The 18,947-nt window shown below is 40.3% G+C and carries 17 protein-coding genes; 11 read left to right on the forward strand and 6 right to left on the reverse strand.

The genetic code is table 11. The features are described from left to right. Positions 1-11: 11 nt before the first annotated feature. From HMPREF3263_RS09005 to HMPREF3263_RS09015, 3 genes are all read right to left on the reverse strand, one after another. Entirely contained in the window at positions 12-1,367 is a 1,356-nt protein-coding gene (locus tag HMPREF3263_RS09005) for an MFS transporter (RefSeq protein WP_005697949.1), read from the reverse strand. A gap of 201 nt (positions 1,368-1,568) precedes the next feature. Further along, positions 1,569-2,327 carry a uridine phosphorylase gene (gene udp / locus HMPREF3263_RS09010; RefSeq protein WP_032804035.1) on the reverse strand — a complete coding sequence of 253 codons (759 nt, stop codon included), beginning with the start codon at positions 2,325-2,327 and terminating at the stop codon, positions 1,569-1,571. Positions 2,328-2,376: 49 nt separating this feature from the next. Then, a complete protein-coding gene (locus HMPREF3263_RS09015) occupies positions 2,377-3,876 on the reverse strand; it encodes a helicase HerA-like C-terminal domain-containing protein (protein ID WP_005697981.1) in 1,500 nt (499 codons plus the stop codon). Positions 3,877-3,998: 122 nt separating this feature from the next. Between HMPREF3263_RS09015 and HMPREF3263_RS09020 the strand changes: the two genes are divergently transcribed. The 7 genes from HMPREF3263_RS09020 to ppx all read left to right on the forward strand — a co-directional run bounded on the left by HMPREF3263_RS09020 (position 3,999) and on the right by ppx (position 13,774). Continuing rightward, positions 3,999-4,664 (forward strand): MOSC domain-containing protein, encoded by a 666-nt coding sequence (locus tag HMPREF3263_RS09020; RefSeq protein ID WP_005697975.1) that lies wholly within the window; start codon positions 3,999-4,001, stop codon positions 4,662-4,664. A gap of 1 nt (position 4,665) precedes the next feature. Continuing rightward, entirely contained in the window at positions 4,666-5,139 is a 474-nt protein-coding gene (locus HMPREF3263_RS09025; RefSeq protein ID WP_005697987.1) for a YchJ family protein, read from the forward strand. Further along, the gene (locus HMPREF3263_RS09030; RefSeq protein ID WP_005697972.1) at positions 5,139-5,963 is read left to right on the forward strand and encodes a virulence factor BrkB family protein; all 825 of its coding nucleotides are present in this window, start codon (positions 5,139-5,141) and stop codon (positions 5,961-5,963) included. Before HMPREF3263_RS09025 ends, HMPREF3263_RS09030 begins: the two co-directional genes overlap by 1 nt. Then, positions 5,960-6,394, forward strand: a complete 435-nt coding sequence (gene dtd, locus HMPREF3263_RS09035; RefSeq protein ID WP_005697943.1) for a D-aminoacyl-tRNA deacylase — start codon at positions 5,960-5,962, stop codon at positions 6,392-6,394. Before HMPREF3263_RS09030 ends, dtd begins: the two co-directional genes overlap by 4 nt. A 187-nt stretch (positions 6,395-6,581) precedes the next feature. Continuing rightward, positions 6,582-8,318, forward strand: coding sequence for an autotransporter assembly complex protein TamA (locus tag HMPREF3263_RS09040; RefSeq protein WP_005697980.1), 1,737 nt, complete (start codon positions 6,582-6,584; stop codon positions 8,316-8,318). Between the two features lie 3 nt (positions 8,319-8,321). Then, entirely contained in the window at positions 8,322-12,221 is a 3,900-nt protein-coding gene (locus tag HMPREF3263_RS09045) for an autotransporter assembly complex protein TamB (protein ID WP_005695000.1), read from the forward strand. A gap of 8 nt (positions 12,222-12,229) precedes the next feature. After that, complete coding sequence (gene ppx / locus HMPREF3263_RS09050) at positions 12,230-13,774, forward strand: exopolyphosphatase (RefSeq protein ID WP_070853234.1); 1,545 nt, start codon at positions 12,230-12,232, stop codon at positions 13,772-13,774. A 22-nt stretch (positions 13,775-13,796) separates the two neighbouring features. Here the strand turns inward: ppx and HMPREF3263_RS09055 are convergent, their stop codons facing one another. Next, complete coding sequence (locus HMPREF3263_RS09055; protein ID WP_049371992.1) at positions 13,797-14,162, reverse strand: hypothetical protein; 366 nt, start codon at positions 14,160-14,162, stop codon at positions 13,797-13,799. Positions 14,163-14,273: 111 nt separating this feature from the next. On the opposite strand from HMPREF3263_RS09055, the gene HMPREF3263_RS09060 reads away from it, so the two are divergent. The 4 genes from HMPREF3263_RS09060 to purT all read left to right on the forward strand — a co-directional run bounded on the left by HMPREF3263_RS09060 (position 14,274) and on the right by purT (position 17,303). Then, complete coding sequence (locus tag HMPREF3263_RS09060) at positions 14,274-14,873, forward strand: beta-phosphoglucomutase family hydrolase (RefSeq protein ID WP_049365078.1); 600 nt, start codon at positions 14,274-14,276, stop codon at positions 14,871-14,873. Continuing rightward, positions 14,873-15,352 carry a YqaA family protein gene (locus tag HMPREF3263_RS09065; protein WP_070853235.1) on the forward strand — a complete coding sequence of 160 codons (480 nt, stop codon included), beginning with the start codon at positions 14,873-14,875 and terminating at the stop codon, positions 15,350-15,352. The genes HMPREF3263_RS09060 and HMPREF3263_RS09065 overlap by 1 nt, the downstream gene beginning before the upstream one ends. 256 nt (positions 15,353-15,608) lie before the next feature. Further along, positions 15,609-16,112: an S-ribosylhomocysteine lyase gene (gene luxS, locus HMPREF3263_RS09070; RefSeq protein ID WP_005694994.1), complete on the forward strand. Its 504-nt coding sequence runs from the start codon at positions 15,609-15,611 to the stop codon at positions 16,110-16,112. A 9-nt stretch (positions 16,113-16,121) separates the two neighbouring features. Further along, positions 16,122-17,303 (forward strand): formate-dependent phosphoribosylglycinamide formyltransferase, encoded by a 1,182-nt coding sequence (purT, locus tag HMPREF3263_RS09075; protein ID WP_005697988.1) that lies wholly within the window; start codon positions 16,122-16,124, stop codon positions 17,301-17,303. A gap of 106 nt (positions 17,304-17,409) precedes the next feature. Here the strand turns inward: purT and HMPREF3263_RS09080 are convergent, their stop codons facing one another. Continuing rightward, a complete protein-coding gene (locus tag HMPREF3263_RS09080; RefSeq protein WP_032804036.1) occupies positions 17,410-17,829 on the reverse strand; it encodes a DUF6911 family protein in 420 nt (139 codons plus the stop codon). Next, a partial coding sequence (locus HMPREF3263_RS09085; RefSeq protein ID WP_176747778.1) for a VENN motif pre-toxin domain-containing protein occupies positions 17,819-18,947 on the reverse strand: 1,129 nt, incomplete at its 5' end. The genes HMPREF3263_RS09080 and HMPREF3263_RS09085, both read right to left, overlap by 11 nt.

Genomic DNA, 18,947 nt, shown 5'->3' on the forward strand with positions numbered 1-18,947 from the left:
GCCTTTTTTGTTTATTGCATATTAAGAATTTTTTGCAAGCCACGGTGAGATAAATAGCAGAAAATGAAACACATCACCGCACCACACATGATGGTATAGAATCCACTACTCCAACCAAATTTATCTACAACAAAACCAAACAATGTTGTACCAAATGTAGAACCAACAATATAACTCATAAATCCACGTAACCCTACTGCTGATCCTAATGCAAAACTAGGAATAACTTCCATTGCTTGTACTGCAACCATAGATTGAGGAATATAGACCAAACACCCAACTATTGCAGAGAATAAAATAATGGCAAAAATGGATTCTGAGTTCATGTAGCCGAATACACAGAAGAAAACAATTGTCATACAAATCATTGGTAAATACATAATTTTTCCACGGAAAAATTTATCAATTAACCATCCGGCAATGAGCGTTGATGGAATAGCTGCCCATTCAAAAATCATAAATGCAGCGCCCATATCTGTTTTAGTAAGACCTTTTTCTTTAAGAAGATAAAGCGGAATCCAGGTTAACATACCAAAACGAACCATATAGGTGAAAATATCAACACCAACGAGATACCAAGAATTAGGGTTTTTAACGACAAATTTATAAAAAATTTGGAATGCAGTCATGTTTTCTGGTTTTTCAGATAAATGACCTTTTAATTTTGTATTAACCGTTTCTTCGTTATACATTTCCTCAACAGTTGGTAGTCCTTCTTCAGCAGGACGGCGTTTCACAAAAAATAACACAAGGAAAACACCAATTAAGGCAATGACACTCGGTACAACATAAGTAGAAATTTCCCATTGTTCAGAACCGAGATAAGCAAGACTAGCGCCTACAATCGGTGCCACAATACCACCACCTAAATTATGTGATACATTCCAAGTTGTACTTGCTCTCCCACGTTGGCTACGCGGATACCAATATCCAACTGTAATAATTGAAGGACCTACCCCCATTCCCTGGAATACCCCTAATAAAATGACTAATCCTACAAATAAATAGAAGCTTGTTGAGAACCCCATCATAATATTAATAAGAATACAAAGAAGAAGCCCCAAAGCCATAAAGTAGCGAGGATTAGCTTTATCTGCCAAGATACTCATTGCGCCTTTGCTACACCCGTATGTAATCAGCAAAGAGGATGTCAGTAAACCAATTTGCGTCTTAGAAAGCTCTAATTTTTCTGCCAGATAGGGAGTGGATAGAACGAAGTTATTACGGACAATGTAGTAACACATGTAACCAATAAAAACACCGATAAGAGAATGAAGCTGATATTTTAAATATTTACTTTTGATTTCGGTTGAATAACTACTATTCATACCATTCATTCTTGATGAAAGATTTGTTGTACTGCTCATAATGAATCCTTTCTAGTAAAGATAACGCTTAGAATTTTAATGAAAAAGAAGACTAAATTTTGTGACGTACATCACATTTTTGTAGCATTTTGAGAAAAATTTGAATATTGAGATAAAAATATTTTCAGAGGCGAGCAGAATTCACTTGTTTTAATATGATGAAAAAATAAAGGCGTTTTAATTAAAAACGCCTTTTATACATTACGCTAACAATTTTCTTGCTGCTTCCACTACGACTGATACAGCTTTGTCTTCTGTATCTTTCATGGTAGCTTCATTTGGAATTTCTTGTTGTGTACGGTTCACAATCACACCTGCCACCATACCTGCTCGTAAGCCAAGAGCATTACACATCGTAAATAATGTGGCTGACTCCATCTCGTAGTTCATCACATTGATATCTTGCCATTGTTTTAACAAACCTTGGTAATCACGATACACTTTGCCACTATACGTATCATAACGTTCTTGACCTGGATAGAAGGTATCTGAAGAAGCTGTAATTCCTACAAATGGCTCAATACCTTTTTCTTTAGCCGCATTGAAAAGCGCCGTGGTACATTCAAAATTTGCCACTGCTGGATATTCAATTGGCGCAAAGTGACGACTTGCACCATCAAGACGAACCGCACCCGTTGTAATAAGAATATCGCCCACATTAATATGCGGTTGAATCGCGCCTGTTGTACCAATACGTAAGAATGTGCGCACGCCAAGTTGAGCTAGCTCTTCCACACAGATAGACGTAGAAGGGCCACCAATACCGGTTGAACACACCACCACTGGTTGACCATTTAAATAGCCTAACCAAGAAGTAAACTCACGTGTACTTGCAAGAAACTCAGGGTTATCAAGTTTTTTAGCAATACGTTCGCTACGTGCAGGATCCCCAGGTACGATAGCGAGTGTAGCACCTTTTAATTGTGCTTTAGTCAGGTTTAAGTGAAATACATCAGACATAATAATCTCCTTTTTATCATTCTTGCCGCAAAGTGCGGTCAAATTTTCGTTATTTTTTCAATGCGCCTAAAATACCACGCATGATTTGTTTGGTCACTTCATTACGAATATTTCGGCCGACTGATTTTGCCACGCTATTCACAATTTGTTCTGTCGGAGAAAGTTTATCTCCACGTTTTTGTGTTCCAAAAATCATACGGCTTAAGCTACCGAATAAACCGCTTTCTTCCTCTTGCTGCGCTTGTTCGGCTTGTTTTTGTTGCACTGCGGCTAAATCCGCTTGCGCATTCAATACTTCAAAAGCGGATTCATTATCCACGTAATCTTTATAGAATGCATAAAGATCATCGTCTTTCACCCAAGCCGCTCGCTCTTCTTCAGTAATCGGGGCAAGTTGGCTTTTCGGCGGGTAAACATACGCCACTTCAACTGGCGTTGGCATCCCTTTTTCATCTAAGAATGAAATCAATGCTTGACCCACACCTAAAGTTGAAATGGTTTCAACCACATTAACTGCTGGATTTGAGCGGAATGTTTCTGCCGCAGATTTCACTGCTTTTTGATCACGTGGCGTAAAAGCACGTAACGCATGTTGGACACGGTTACCCAATTGCCCTAACACGGTATCCGGTAAATCTAATGGATTTTGGGTTACAAAATAAATTCCCACCCCTTTAGAACGAATCAAGCGAACCACTTGTTCCACTTTATCCACCAACACACTCGGTGCGCCATCAAAGAGTAAGTGTGCTTCATCGAAGAACATCACAAATTTTGGTTTCTCTGGATCACCTACTTCTGGTAATTGTTCAAATAATTCAGACATCAACCAAAGCAAGAATGCACTATACATTCTTGGGGAATTAATTAATTTTTCAGAATTTAAAACATTGATCACACCACGACCATCACGGGTTTGTAACCAATCTTCAAGATTTAATGCAGGTTCACCAAAAAGATTGGCCGCTCCTTCATTTTCAAGTGTCAGTAAGGCACGTTGAATCGCGCCCACACTTGCAGCTGATACATTGCCATATTCTACTTGGAACGATTTAGCGTTCTCTGCTACAAATTTAAGCATTGCACGTAAATCTTTTAAGTCGATGAGTAACAAGCCTTTGTCATCTGCCACACGGAATACGAGGTTTAATAAGCCTTCTTGGGTTGCGTTTAAATTTAATAAACGGGAAAGTAATAATGGTCCCATTTCAGAAATCGTGGTACGAAGCGGAATACCGGTTTCACCGAATACATCCCAAAATGACACAGGATAGCCATTTAAATAACTCTCGCCACCTAAATCAAATTGCTCAATGCGTTCCGCCACTTTACCACTGAATGTGCCAGCTTTGACTAAACCGGACAAATCGCCTTTTACATCAACTAAAAAGACCGGCACGCCATCATCACTGAACGCTTCCGCCATTTTACGTAATGTTACGGTTTTCCCCGTCCCTGTCGCCCCGGCGATCAGACCATGACGGTTTGCCATTTTTGCGGTAATACCAAGGGTTTGACCTTGTTCGGTACGCGCGAGAGAATATTGCATAAAGATTCCTTTGTTTTGTTGGTTTTATTTAAACGAATAATAAGGAAAAAACGAAGTGCGGTCAAAATTTAAGTGATTTTACGGTATAATTTCTCAAAACTAACTCAAAGCAGGAAAAATAGATGTCAAACGCAAAAATTCTTATTATTAAAACAGGATTGATAGAAACCTTAACATTCCCTGATGGTAGCTCATATGAAAGTGCTATCCGTAAAAAACCGGTACAGATGGTAAAAGTGCACACGCTGGGTGCAGAAGGTAACGATGTGGGTTTAAAAGCCCATCACGGTGGTGTCGATAAAGCCTTGTTTTTTATGTCTGATGTGTCTTTCGACGCTTTAAACGCGCTACTTGGTGAAAAGTTTGATTTTCACGGTAGCGCGATTTATGGTGAAAACTTTGTTGTATCAGGCTTACATGAAGATAATGTCTGCATAGGCGATCGTTACAAAATTGGTTCTACTCTTTTAGAAGTGTCTCAACCACGTAAACCTTGCGAACGTTTATCTCATAATACCAAGAATGATAATACAAGAGAGATGATCCGTCAGTCTGGCTGGACAGGTTGGTATGTGCGCGTGATTGAAGAAGGTGAAATTCATCAAGGCGATGAACTTATTTTGCAACATCGTCCTTATCCAGAATGGACAATTCGTCGTTTAAACACACTACTTTCAGCTCCTTCAAGCATTGCAGAACTAGAAGAAGCCTTAGCCATTGAGGAATTAGCGCCAGCGTTTAAACGTTCTGTTAACTCACAATTACGTAATTTACAAAAGGCAGCCTAAAATGTCGGCTAAAACGACCGCACTTTGTCCGTGCCAATCTTCGCTTTCTTATGAAGATTGTTGCGGACGCTTTCATTCAGGCAACATGTTTCCAGAAACCGCGGAACAACTTATGCGCTCCCGCTATTCAGCGTTTGTGCTTAAAAAGATTCCTTATATCGTGCAAACCACTGTGCCAAGCCAACAAACGTTATTAGATGAAAAAGCCCTGCAAGATTGGGCTGATGAAACGCAATGGCTCGGTTTAGATATTGTCAAAGCAGAAACCTTAACCAAAACACAAAGTGCGGTTGAATTTAAAGCACATTTTCAAGGCAACGAACAGCCGCAAGTGCATCACGAATATTCTCTTTTTGTAAAAATTGATGGTCGTTGGTATTTTGTTGATCCCACTGTACCGCTCCCAAGCAATAAACAGCCTTGTGTTTGTGGCTCAGGGAAGAAATTTAAACATTGTTGCGGAGGCTTGCTCTAATGACCTTAACGTCTTTTTTCGCATTATTCTGGCAGCGTTCTCAAGAAAATAAATTAACGCAAGCTGCCGGTTCACTCACCTACAGCACCATGCTCGCTATCGTGCCATTAATTATGGTGGTGTTTTCAATTTTCTCTGCTTTTCCCGTTTTTAACGAAGTAACCGGTGCATTGAAAGAATTCATCTTCACCAATTTCGCGCCTTCCGCGAGTGATGTTGTGGGACAATATATTGATGAATTCGTCCGTAACTCCAAGCAAATGAGTGCCGTGGGGATTGTGAGTTTGATTTTAGTGGCATTGATGCTCATTAACTCCATCGACCGTACACTCAATGGTATTTGGCAAGACACTAGTAATCGCCCGATTTTTACGTCATTTGCTATTTATTGGCTCATTTTAACGCTCGGCCCGCTTTTAATCGGTACTAGCATTGCGGCAAGTTCCTATGTTAAAGCCATGTTCGAGCAATCTGAAACGCTCTCTTTTGGCTTAAAACTCCTCAGCTTTGTGCCATTTCTTTCTACTTGGTTTATTTTCACGCTCATTTATATGGTCGTGCCAAATAAGAAAGTGAGCATCAAACACTCCGCAGCAGGCGCATTAATTGCGGCAATTTTCTTTACTTTAGGGAAACAAGCCTTTACTTGGTACATCACCACCTTCCCATCTTATCAATTAATTTATGGCGCCATGGCAACACTGCCGATCATGTTATTGTGGATTCAAATCAGCTGGACGGTGGTGTTATTCGGTGCACAATTAGCTGCAGTGCTTGCAGAAGTGCAGTCAATGAATCAAACAAATTTAGAGGAAGTAAAATGATTGCATTAATCCAGCGTGTGACTCAGGCTAAAGTGGAAGTTGAAGGTCAAATTGTGGGACAAATCAGCAAGGGATTATTGGTTTTATTAGGCGTGGAAAAAGAAGACGACCAAGCCAAAGCAGATAAGCTCGCTGAGAAAGTGTTAAATTACCGTATTTTCAGTGATGAAAATGACAAAATGAATTTAAACGTGCAACAAATCGGTGGCGAAGTGCTTGTGGTATCCCAATTTACTTTAGCTGCAGACACACAAAAAGGGCTACGACCAAGTTTCTCAAAAGGTGCCGCACCAGCATTAGCTAAAGAATTATATGAATATTTTTCGCAAAAATGTACAGAAAAAGTGACCGTTGCTAACGGACAATTTGCAGCAGATATGCAAGTGAGCCTCACCAATGATGGCCCAGTTACATTTTGGTTAACTGTATGAATAAATAGAAAAACCGTTATTTTTTCAGATCTCAGGAAACTCTTTCTTTGATCGCATTGTCGTATTAACGCTCACACGCACATAAAAATTTCAAATTCCATCTATAATTGCGTTGGTAATCCCTTTATTTTGTGGGTAAACTAAGGCGGTTTGATGTGGATCTTCTTAAAGTTTAGCTTGTAACAAAATGAAAAAAATTTCGTTAAAAATAACCGCACTTTTGCTTGGATGGATGAGTTTTTCAGCCCTTGCAGAACAAACCGTGGATATTGAGATCCGCGGGATCAAGGGTGAACGTGCTATTCGCAACACTGACATGAATGTCAAACTCATTGATAAAGGTGAGATGGACGGCTCAGATCGTTATAAACAATTAGTTTCAAATGCTGTTGATAAAGGCCTTCGAGTCTTCGGTTATTATGGTTCTTCCGTGGCCTTTGAATTAAAAAAACGCAAAGGTCAACGAGATTTACTTATTGCGAATGTCACCCCGGGTGAGCCAAGTAAAATTGCTGGAACAGACGTTGAAATTACAGGCGAAGCAGCAGAAGATGAAAACTTCACGGCACTCCGTAAAAACTTGCCAAAACAAGGCGAGTTAGTCGAGCATCAAAAATACGATGATTATAAAAGTAGTATTTCAAATCTTGCCCTTGCTCGTGGCTATCTTGATGGAAAATTCCAAATTTCTCGCTTAGAAATCAGCCCAGAAACTCATGAAGCATGGTGGCGAATGCTGTTTGATAGTGGCGTGCGTTATCATTATGGCAATATCACCTTCAACCATTCCCAAATTCGCGAAGACTATTTGCAAAATATGCTCAACATCAAATCGGGCAATCCTTATTTAGTCAGCGATTTATCTGAATTAACCAATAATTTTTCTTCCACCAACTGGTTTAGCTCAGTGCTTTTACAGCCTCATGTCCGCGAAGAAGAAAAATTAGTGGATATCGAACTGTTACTTTATCCACGTAAGAAAAACTCAATGGAACTTGGGATTGGTTTTGCTACAGATACAGGCCCTCATGTCCAAATTGGTTGGACAAAACCTTGGATCAATAGCCGAGGCCATAGTTTCCGTACAAATCTTTACGTCTCTGCACCAAAACAAAACTTTGAAGCCACCTATAAAATGCCATTGTTGAAAAATCCATTAAATTATTATTATGAATTTTCAACCGGTTATGAAAAAGAAAATAAAAACGATACGGATACCAAAGCCCTCACTTTCGCTGCATTACGCTATTGGAATAATAGCGAGGGTTGGCAATATTTTGCGGGTCTTCGTGTCCGTTATGACAGCTACACACAAGCTGATTTCACCGATAAAACCTTCCTGGTTTATCCAACTGGGGGCTTTAACCGTACCCGTTTAAGAGGTGGCCAATTCCCAACATGGGGAGATACCCAAAAAATCACGGTTGATTTAGGGAATAAGCTTTGGATGTCAGAAGCCAATTTCTTTAAAATTCAAGCTTCCACAGCGTGGATTCGTACTTATGCCGAAAATCACCGTTTTATTACCCGTGCAGAAATTGGTTATTTAAATACCGCGGATATTCGTAAAATTCCACCGGCATTACGTTTCTTTGCGGGGGGCGATCGCAGTGTGCGAGGTTATGGCTACAAGAAAATCTCACCGAAAAATAAAGATGGAAAATTAGTCGGCGGCTCTCGCTTAGTAACAGGTAGCCTTGAATATCAATATCAAGTTTACCCAAATTGGTGGGGAGCAGTATTTGCGGATACAGGCTTAGCCGCAGATGCTTACAAAGCAAATGAGTTACGCTACGGCGCAGGTTTCGGTGTACGTTGGGCATCGCCAGTTGGCGCCATCAAATTTGATATTGCAACGCCAATTCGAGATAAAGATAACAGCAAAAACATTCAATTTTACATTGGCTTAGGGGCTGAAATTTAGGGTATGACTATGTCTGAACAAGAAAAACAACCAGATAACCAAACCACACAACCCGTTAAAAAGAAAAAGACCTGCCGTAAAATTTTATGTGTCGGAAGTGCGGTCATTTTTGTCCCTGTTTTAGGCTTAGTCACAGCGCTTTCTTTTGATAGTGGACAACGTGCACTTATTCAACTCGCCGATAAAATGCTCGATAGCTTATCTATTGAGCAAGTCAGCGGTGGCTTACAAGATGGTTTAGTCTTAGAAAATTTACGTTTTCAAACAACCGGCGTAGATGTGGCACTCCCTAAAACGCGATTACAACTGAATTTAGCTCGTTTACTTTCGGGTGATATTATTGTTGATGATCTCAGCTTAACGCAGCCGAAAATTGCCATTGATACCAGTGTCATGCCACCTTCTGAAGAGAAACAAACGGAAAGTGGTCCAATGGAAAAAATCCATTTACCGGTTTCTGTGCAAGTGAAAAATGTGGCGATTACTGACTTTGATATGAAACTCGATCAAAGCAATATTACGTTTTCGTCTTTTCAAAGTGCGATCAGTTTAAACAATGAATCTGGCCTTACCCTTGAGCCCACCACGCTTTCAGACGTGCTTTTCTCAACTGTCTCCCAAACTCAACCGAATACACCTCAACCTAAGAAAAAAGAACCCGCTAAACCCGTTGATTGGGCGCAAATTGAGCAAACACTCACACCGGCTTTTTTAGGTAATTTAAATGCGGTGAACTTGCCTTTTGATATGCACATTCCAAGTTTTTTGGGTACAAACTGGCAATATCAATCGCTCAATGAAAAAGGCAAAGAAATCCAAAAAATCACTGTGCCTAAAGTGGAATTGCAAGCAGATGCCACCGATCATTTAGTGAAATTACAAAAACTCGACATTGACAGCTCTCTTGGTACACTTTCGAGCCAAGGGCAACTCCGGCTCAATGAAGATTTTCCGGTTGATCTCACATTAAAATCTGATCTCCAAGCCTTTAAATCAAAAGACAAAACTATTCTGCCTGCTAGCAAAGTTGATCTCAATTTATCGGGTTCCTTGAAAAAAACAACCGCACTTTCGTTAACCACACAGGGTGTGCTTGATGCCACCTTAACAGGTGATGTGAAACTGGCCGAAGATAAAATGCCATTAAATCTGCAGTTAAAAGCGAAAAAAGGTCAATACGCTTTTGCAGATAGCCTTGCACCGCTCAAAATTAACGATGTTGATATTAAACTCACGGGCGATTTATTGAATTATCACGCAGAGGTTGTTGGTGGCGTGGAGGGTATGGATCATATCCCTCATACTCACGTTGATTTAAATGTAGACGGTAAACTCTACGAAGTCACCATCAACGAATTAAAACTTGCTGCCCTAGATGGTACCGCACGTTTAACAGGTTCCTCAAACTGGAAAGATAGCGCACAATGGGATGTGACGGCTGATTTAAATAAAATGAACATTCGTCCTTACGTGCCTGCCATGCCAGCCGTATTATCGGGCAAAGTGAGCTCTCAAGGTTCCGCAGATTCCAATCATTGGAAAGTGGATGTGCCTACCGTGGATTTAACCGGTAGCCTCTCTTCTCGTCCATTAAGCTTAAAAGGTAGCGTCTTTTTAAGTCATGAAACCTTATTAAATATTCCTGATTTATTGCTGAACTATGGCGATAACCGCATTGCGGCAAAAGGTACATTAGGTGATAAATCAAACCTAGATTTAGATATCAACGCACCAAGTTTACGTGGTCTGTGGCAAGATTTAGCGGGTTCCGTAGTCGGCAAAGCACAGATTTTAGGGAAACTTACTGCGCCAACCATTAATACTGATTTAACGGCACAAGGCTTGAACTTCCAAGGATTAGACTTATCTAAAGCCGTAATTAAAGGTAATGTTGTCAGTGAACCACAAGTGAAAGGTGAACTTAACGTCAAAGCGGAAAGCTTCCGTTATGGTGACAGCATCAAATTACATAATATTGATTTGAATGCATCAGGTGATGAAAAACATCATACGCTCACCTTAAAATCAAAAGGTGAACCTGTTGCAGCTGATTTACAAATCTCGGGGAATTTTGACCGCACTTCTCAGCAATGGAAAGGTAATTTAAGTCAAGTGAGCCTAAACTCACCTATCGGTGATTTTAAAGTGAATCAAACCATTCCAGTGACTTATGACAATAAAAAAATCCAAGCCACCATTGGGTCACACTGCTGGATTAACCAAGACTTAGATCTGTGCTTCCCTCAACAATTTACGGCAGGGAAAAACGGCGAAGTCCCTTTTGAGCTTAAACGCATCAATTTAGATTTAGTGAATAAATTGATGGGACAAGACACGCTCAAAGGCCAGTTACAAAGCCGAGGTAAAGTGGCATGGTTCACAGATAAACCGTTACAACTGAATGTGGCAGTGGAAGGTAATAACATTGGTGTAGCACAAAAATTAGACTACCGTACCTTTAAGCTAGATATTCCTAAATTAAGTGTGAATGCTGATATTCAAAATAACAATTTAACCTTGAAATCTGACATTAACGTTCAAAATCAAGGTCGAATCGGCACAGACTTAAAAATTAATGATTTAAGTAAAGGCCGTCAATTAGGCGGTACCTTTACCATTGGAGGTTTACGCTTATCTTTAGCCAATCAACTTTTCTCTAGCGGGGAAAGCCTAGATGGTGAAGTGGTCTCACGCTTAAGTTTTGGTGGTAATTTAGAAAAACCATTATTAAATGGCAATTTCGATATTCGAAATGTGAAAACAAAACTGAAAAGCCTGCCTTTTGATGTGACTGATGGCCAAGTCGCAATTCGCTTTAATGGCACCTCTTCAACCTTAAATGGTCATGTTCAAACACCTGATAGCAAACTCAACATCAACGGACAAGCTAACTGGGCTCACATGGATAACTGGACGGCAGAAGTTAGAGCGCAAGCAGATAATTTCAAAGTTGATATTCCATCCATGGCGAAATTAAAAGTCAGCCCAAATGTGGTTGTCAAAGCCTCACCAAAACTCTTAGATTTGAGTGGTAATGTGGATATTCCATGGGCGAGAATTGCCATTGAAAGCTTACCGGACAATGCTGAACCAGTGAGTGAAGATGAAGTCATTTTAAATGGCCCAAGAAAAAGTAAAGAAGAACTCATTAATCGCCAATTTGCTTCAGAAACTAAATCGGGCATGCAAATTCAATCTGATTTAAAAATTAAAATCGGTGATGATGTGCATTTAGATGCCTATGGTTTAAAAACCAATTTGAATGGCTTACTTTCTGTGAAACAGGATAAAGGCAAATTAGGATTATTCGGTCAAATTAACCTGAAAAATGGTCGTTATGCTTCTTTTGGACAGGATTTATTAATTCGTAAAGGACAAATCAGCTTCTCTGGTTTACCTTCACAACCGATGTTAAATATTGAAGCGATTCGTAACCCAGAAGCGATGGAAGACAGTAAAGTGACCGCGGGGGTAAAAGTGATTGGTCTGGCATCCAGCCCACAAGTCACCATTTTCTCTGACCCGGCTAAACCTCAAGACCAAGCGCTTTCCTATTTATTAACCGGTCGATCATTAGAAAACAGTGGTGAAGCAGGTTCTAGCGGTTCTGTCGGTGCGGCATTACTTGGCTTAGGTTTGGCGAAAAGTGGTAAAGTAGTCAGCGGTATTGGCGAAGCCTTTGGTATTCAAGACTTAAACTTAGGCACTGCCGGTGTTGGGGATAGCTCTAAAGTGCAAGTTAGTGGTAATATTGGTAAACGCTTACAAGTGAAATACGGTGTAGGATTGTTTGATGGTTTAGCGGAAGTGACCTTACGTTACCGCTTAATGCCGCAACTTTATTTCCAATCGGTTTCCAGTACAAACCAAGTTTTTGATTTATTGTATCAATTTGAATTTTAGGAAAGGACATGCATAACGACAAGCAACTGTCTCAACTCGCAGAACCTCATCACCGAGGTGAGGCCCGGGAGATTGCCGCCATTGATTTAGGCTCAAACAGCTTCCACATGATTGTGGCGAGGATTATCAATGGTTCGATTCAGGTGCTGTCTCGTTTAAAACAAAAAGTGAGGCTCGCCGACGGCTTAGACGAGCACAATGTATTAAACCAAGAAGCCATTGAGCGAGGTGTAAATTGCCTTGCACTTTTTGCTGAACGCTTACAAGGTTTTTCGCCAGAAGATGTGAGTGTCGTAGGCACTTATACCTTACGAAGAGCGGTCAATAATGACGAATTTTTACGTCAAGCTGCCGCAGTCTTTCCCTATTCAATTAATATCATCAGCGGTCAAACGGAAGCCAAAACCATTTATGCGGGCGTTTGCCACACTCAACCAGAAAGCGGACGTAAACTGGTCATCGATATTGGTGGTGGCTCGACAGAAATGATCATCGGTGATGATTTCACCCCCTTAGTGGCAGAAAGTCGTCATATGGGGTGTGTGAGCTTTGCCAAAAAATTCTTCCCGAACGGACAAATTTCAAAAGAAAACTTCGAGCAAGCTCGCCAAAGTGCGGTCAATAAAATTGAAGATTTAAGCTGGGAATATCGCAAGCTCGGGTGGCAATCAGTGTTAGGTTCATCTGGCACGATCAAAACCGTCTATCAAGTGATTACCGCGACCCTTGATCCTAACGGCATCATCACAACTGAACGATTACAAAATTTAATTGAACAAACCTTACAAGCTTCCCATTTTGAAGAGCTTAACATAGCGGGTTTAAACCCTGATCGCGTCGATGTCTTTGTACCAGGCTTAGCCATTTTAAGTGCCGTTTTTGACGTTTTTGGCTTAGAAAACATGCGCTATTCTGACGGTGCTTTGCGTGAAGGGGTGATTTACAGCTTAGAAAAAAACTTCCAAGTTTCAGATATTCGTACACGTACCGCATTAGGACTGGCCGAACAATTTAACTTAGATTTAGCGCAAGCTGATCGCGTGGCAAATAGTGCGAAAACCTTGATTGATCAATACACCCATTGGCAAAAGCCTCATCTTGCTGATGAAATGAAAAATCTGTTGATTTGGGCAGCTCGTTTATTGGAAGTCGGCATTGTGATCAATCATCGCAATGTACAAAAACATTCCGCTTATATTCTGCAAAATATGGAGTTACCGGGTTTTGATCGCGAGCAGCAACGCTTATTGGTGAATTTAGTTCGTTATCACACAGGTGCATTTAAAAAGAATGATTTACCAATTTTTGCTCGTTATGCGGATGAAGATGTCCTTGCTTTACTGATTCTTTTACGTATTTCGGTAATTTTGAATAAATCTCGCCAGGCAACAGATAGCACCGATAAAATTAATCTCAGAATTGACCGCTCTTTACAGACTTGGGAACTGACTTTTGAGAAACATTACTTGGATAATAATCCGTTAGTATGGAATGATTTGCGCTTAGAAAGCAATTTACTCAAAGATTTAGAACTCAGTTTGATTTTTAACTGATAAAATAGGGGCTTTCATGCCCTTATTTTTTATCTTGCTCCAACAGCAAGCTATAAATATTGGCGAGATAATAGCTCTGCTCTGCTTCGGGAATTTCTTGCGGAATAAAAGAAAGCAAATCGTGATGAATTTCCAAAACATCAGGGAAAATGACCGCACTTTGCATTTCATCATAAAAGGAGTGATGAAGTGGAGAAACGCAACCGCCTCGTTTTAAGCGAGCAAGGCTGTTGGCAATATGCAATAAGAGTGTGATGACGGTCGGAATAGACACATCTATGCGCCAATGATGTTCTAGGCGACTTTGCAAAGTCAGAATAATATCAATAACGTCCTGATCAATCTGACCGCGAATTTTCCAACGGGTTAATTGTTTGAGTAACGACATAACATTCCTTTTTGAGATAGGATAACTTTACCGCTATTTCATAAAATTACCAGTGCACAGATCACAAAATTGAAACAAAGTGAAAAAATTTACTAACTAGGAAAGCAATAAATGATAGATAACAGACTTTTTGAAAAATATGATGGCCTGATTTTTGATATGGATGGCACCTTAATCGACACCATGCCGGTACACGCCCGCGCGTGGAATATGGTGGGAGAACAATTTGGTTATCGTTTTAACAGCCAAATTATGTATGATTTAGGTGGCGCAACTGTGAGCACTATCGCCTCTGCCATTATGCAAGATGCCGGTATGCCACAAGAACGTTTAAATGAAGTGATACAAGCAAAACGCAAACTTTCCTATGAATTGATTCCAACAGAATCAAAATTACTCCCAACCTTTGACGTGGTGCGTCATTACTATCAACAAAAGCCTATTGCGCTCGGTTCTGGTTCGAACCGCCAAATTATTGATATGTTGATGCAAAAATTAGACATCAAACATTACTTTAACGCCATTGTCAGCGCAGATGATGTGAAAGAACATAAACCGCATCCAGAAACCTTTTTACGCTGCGCAGAACTGGCAAAAGCCGAACCATCACGTTGTATCGTCTTTGAAGATGCCGATCTTGGTGTAAAAGCGGGATTAAATGCAGGAATGGATGTGTTTGATGTCAGAACGCGCGAGATTATTAGAGCCTAATGTGGGACATTTTCTCTTTCAGCTTTTGGGCTGATTTTTGGCAAACCCATGGCTTGTGGCTGATGTTTTTCAGCGCTTTCTTAAGTGCCACCATCTTGCCGGGTAATTCAGAAATTGTGTTTGTCTCCCTGGCTGCGCCAAAAGTATTGGTCGGATCATTATTAAGTGCGGATATTTTTTGGCTTGTTTTTCTGGCAACCGCAGGCAATACGCTAGGCAGCCTCACCACTTATTGGATTGGGCGATGGTTTCCGAAAATTGACAGCAAAAATGACCGCACTTTATGGGCGATAAACAAAATACAACGCTATGGCGCCATCACTTTATTATTGAGCTGGTTGCCTATTATCGGGGATGTGTTTTGTGCGGTAGCCGGTTGGCTTAGATTGAATTGGCTAAGTTGTTTGATTTTTATGACGATTGGAAAAGGACTGCGTTATATTGCCTTGCTCTTTTTCAGTTTGCCTTTCGTGTCATAGCTGTGAATAGCCTTTGTGCATAACCTGGTTGTGGGCTAGAATAAAGACGAGTTAATATTCAACAGATAAAAAAACGCCCCTTATCGAGTAAGGGGCAAATAACCTAAGGAACCAATTTTATTAAAACAACTGCAAGTTGCTTGTTCTATAAGACCGACGCTAAAAAGAAAAGTTCAAAGAAATTGTAAAAAAATGTAAAAAAATTTACAAAAACTTGCAATTAATTTACAAATCACTGATTTTCAAGGAAATAAATATGCCATTACTCGACAGTTTTAAAGTGGATCACACCCGTATGAACGCACCTGCCGTGCGCGTTGCCAAAACGATGCGTACCCCAAAGGGCGATGACATCACTGTTTTTGATCTTCGTTTTTGCATTCCAAACAAAGAAATTCTCCCACCAAAAGGGATTCACACCCTTGAGCATTTATTTGCGGGTTTCATGCGTGACCATTTAAATAATGACAATGTAGAAATCATCGATATTTCCCCAATGGGTTGCCGTACAGGTTTTTACATGTCATTAATTGGCACACCAAACGAGCAACAAGTAGCTGATGCATGGTTAGCTTCCATGAAAGATATTTTAACCGTGCAAGACCAAAACCAAATTCCTGAATTAAATGAATACCAATGCGGAACTTACACCGAGCATTCTTTAGAAGAAGCACATGATATTGCTAAAAATGTGATTGCTCGCGGTGTGGGGATTAATAAAAATGACGATTTAGCACTTGATGAATCTTTCTTAAAATAAGGACACAACATGACAATCCTAGGTACAGCATTAACCCCGAATGCTATTAAAGTGATGATGCTTGGCTCTGGTGAACTGGGCAAAGAGGTGGTGATTGAATTACAACGTTTAGGCGTGGAAGTGATTGCCGTCGATCGTTATGAAAACGCCCCAGCACAACAAGTGGCACATCGTGCTTATACGATTTCCATGCTAGATGGTGCAGCACTCAAAGCCTTAGTGGAAAAAGAGCGCCCAGATTACATCGTGCCGGAAGTGGAAGCCATCGCGACAGATACGCTGATTGAATTAGAAAAAGCAGGTTTTAATGTTGTGCCTACCGCCAAAGCCACCAAGCTTACAATGAATCGTGAAGGCATTCGTCGTTTGGCTGCCGAAGAGCTTGGTTTGCCAACCTCACCTTATCAATTTGTCGATAACTTTGCTGACTTCCAAAGTGCGGTTGAAAAAATCGGTATTCCTTGCGTGGTGAAACCGATTATGTCCTCTTCTGGCCACGGTCAAAGTATTTTGAAATCCAAAGACGACTTACAAAAAGCCTGGGATTACGCGCAACAAGGTGGTCGTGCAGGCGCAGGACGCGTGATTGTAGAAGGGTTTGTTAAATTCGATTATGAAATCACCTTACTCACCGTTCGCCACATTAATGGCACCAGCTTCTTAGCGCCAATCGGCCACCGTCAAGAAGATGGCGACTATCGCGAATCTTGGCAACCACAAGCCATGTCTGATGCAGCGTTGAAAAAAGCACAAGACGTAGCAGAGAAAATTACCACTGCATTAGGTGGTCGCGGTATTTTTGGTGTGGAAATGTTTGTATGTGGTGATGAGGTTATCTTCAATGAAGTTTCCCCTCGTCCACACGATACCGGTATGGTCACGCTAATTTCTCAAGAATTATCTGAATTCGCCTTACATGCCCGCGCGATTTTAGGCTTACCTATTCCGGAAATCACCCTCATTAGCCCATCGGCTTCCAAAGCCATCGTGGTAGAAGGCCAATCGAAAAACGTGCAATTTGGCAATATCGCCGAAGTATTGGCTGAACCCCACACCAATATCCGCATTTTCGGCAAAGGTGAAGTCAATGGTCATCGCCGTTTAGGTGTCTTACTCGCTCGCGATATTTGCGTGGAAAAAGCATTAGAAAAAGTAGAGCGTGCTTACGCGAAGTTGGATATGAAATTATAAGGTTTGCTTAACATAAGTATCGTTGAAAAGACAAAAAGTGCGGTCAGTTTTTGAGAGCTTTTAAAACGCTTTAAAAATTGACCGCACTTTATATAGATGTTTTAAATTATATATCCATTAACTCATAAGAAACATTTCCGGTTTCTAGTAACTCAATAAATACTCTTTTAATAAAATCAAAGTCTTCTATCACCGAACAAGCTGGATAGGGTTCTCCCTCAAAGTAAACCAATCCAGGAGTACCATTAAAGTCAGATTTTGTTCTAATTAGGAACTCCCCATCTTTTCCATACTCAATTAAAGTAAATAAATATCTTTCACCGTCACATTGAACTGATAATCCTGAGATTCCAACTTCCGGCTCTGGGATAAACTCTAACCCCGCAGCCCCCTCATTTAGTTCAATATTATTAAGTATAGATATCATTTTATCTTTATCAATAGAAGATACTCTCTCCCTATTAGATGCTATAATCCAGTCCTTTCCTCTTTGAAATCCACAGGTAAAAAATAAATTATTTGTCATTTTGGGGTTCCTTTATTGATCGTTGACCTTTAGACCAAACGTACACTTTGGGTAACTTAGTTCTATTATCTATTGCATGAACAGTAACAGATTTTAACCCAGCTTTTTCAGCAGCTGTAGCTATATCATTTTTACAATAATCACAAACATCCTTACCTTGAACATTAATGACCATACTTTTACCTTTAGTTACACCTCGGTCATAAGCCTGTTGAATAGCTCCTATTTCTGCATGAGCATTTTCCATATTACTATTTGGATAAGGCGAGCCGTTTTTTAAAGGCGGTTTCGCTGCCACATTTTCTGCAATTAGTGTCAGTTTATTTGGATCTGAAAATTTATCCGCCCTAGCCATCTGATTGGTATCAACATAAACCCTGCCATTAACATCCACTCTTGCAATGACATCAATCTTCTCAAGTTTTGTGCCTTGTGCTTTAAGCATTTCGTTTGATAGCTGCTCTTTTAATGGGATAGATTTAGCATTATTCTCCGCACCAGAAGAAATTTTAATCTTATGGTTTTCATATCCTTTTGTTTTCCCAACAATCGGCAATTTTTCGTTTGCATTGGCTCCTTTTGGCAACTTAGTTAAGGCTAGTCCCCCTAACCCCAAAGCTTCCGCAGCACCTAAAGCAAGAGTTGCATAGTGTACGCTCTTTGGTAATTGGTTTCTAGTTTTACTATTTTCCGACTCCACAAAGTCACTCAATTTAACCTGGGTCTCTCTACTTAAATTATTAAAATAGGATCCAAACCTTAAATAACTAGAGTTTTCATATGCTGCTTCATCTCCCGATTGCATCATCTGAATATGTGGTATATAACAAACTGGATTATCACCACAATCCTTCAATATTTTTCTTCTATTTTTCTCACTTAATTTCGCGTATTTCTCAAAAATAGGTCGAGTATCTTTTCCTTCCTTCTCTGCTTTAGCTAACTCTTTAACGAGGCTGTTTACCTCTCCGTTGTATAAATAATTATTCTCCACAGCATCTTTCGCCGTCTTAGCCGCAATAATCGCTCCATCAGAACTATCCGATAAACTACCACCAGCAATACCTGCCGCTACCTGGCTTAAAGACGATACCGTACGTTTTTCTTCTTCGCTGAGC

The sequence above is a fragment of the Haemophilus sp. HMSC61B11 genome, assembly GCF_001838615.1.
In the GTDB taxonomy this organism is placed as follows: Bacteria; Pseudomonadota; Gammaproteobacteria; order Enterobacterales; family Pasteurellaceae; genus Haemophilus_D; species Haemophilus_D parainfluenzae_AD.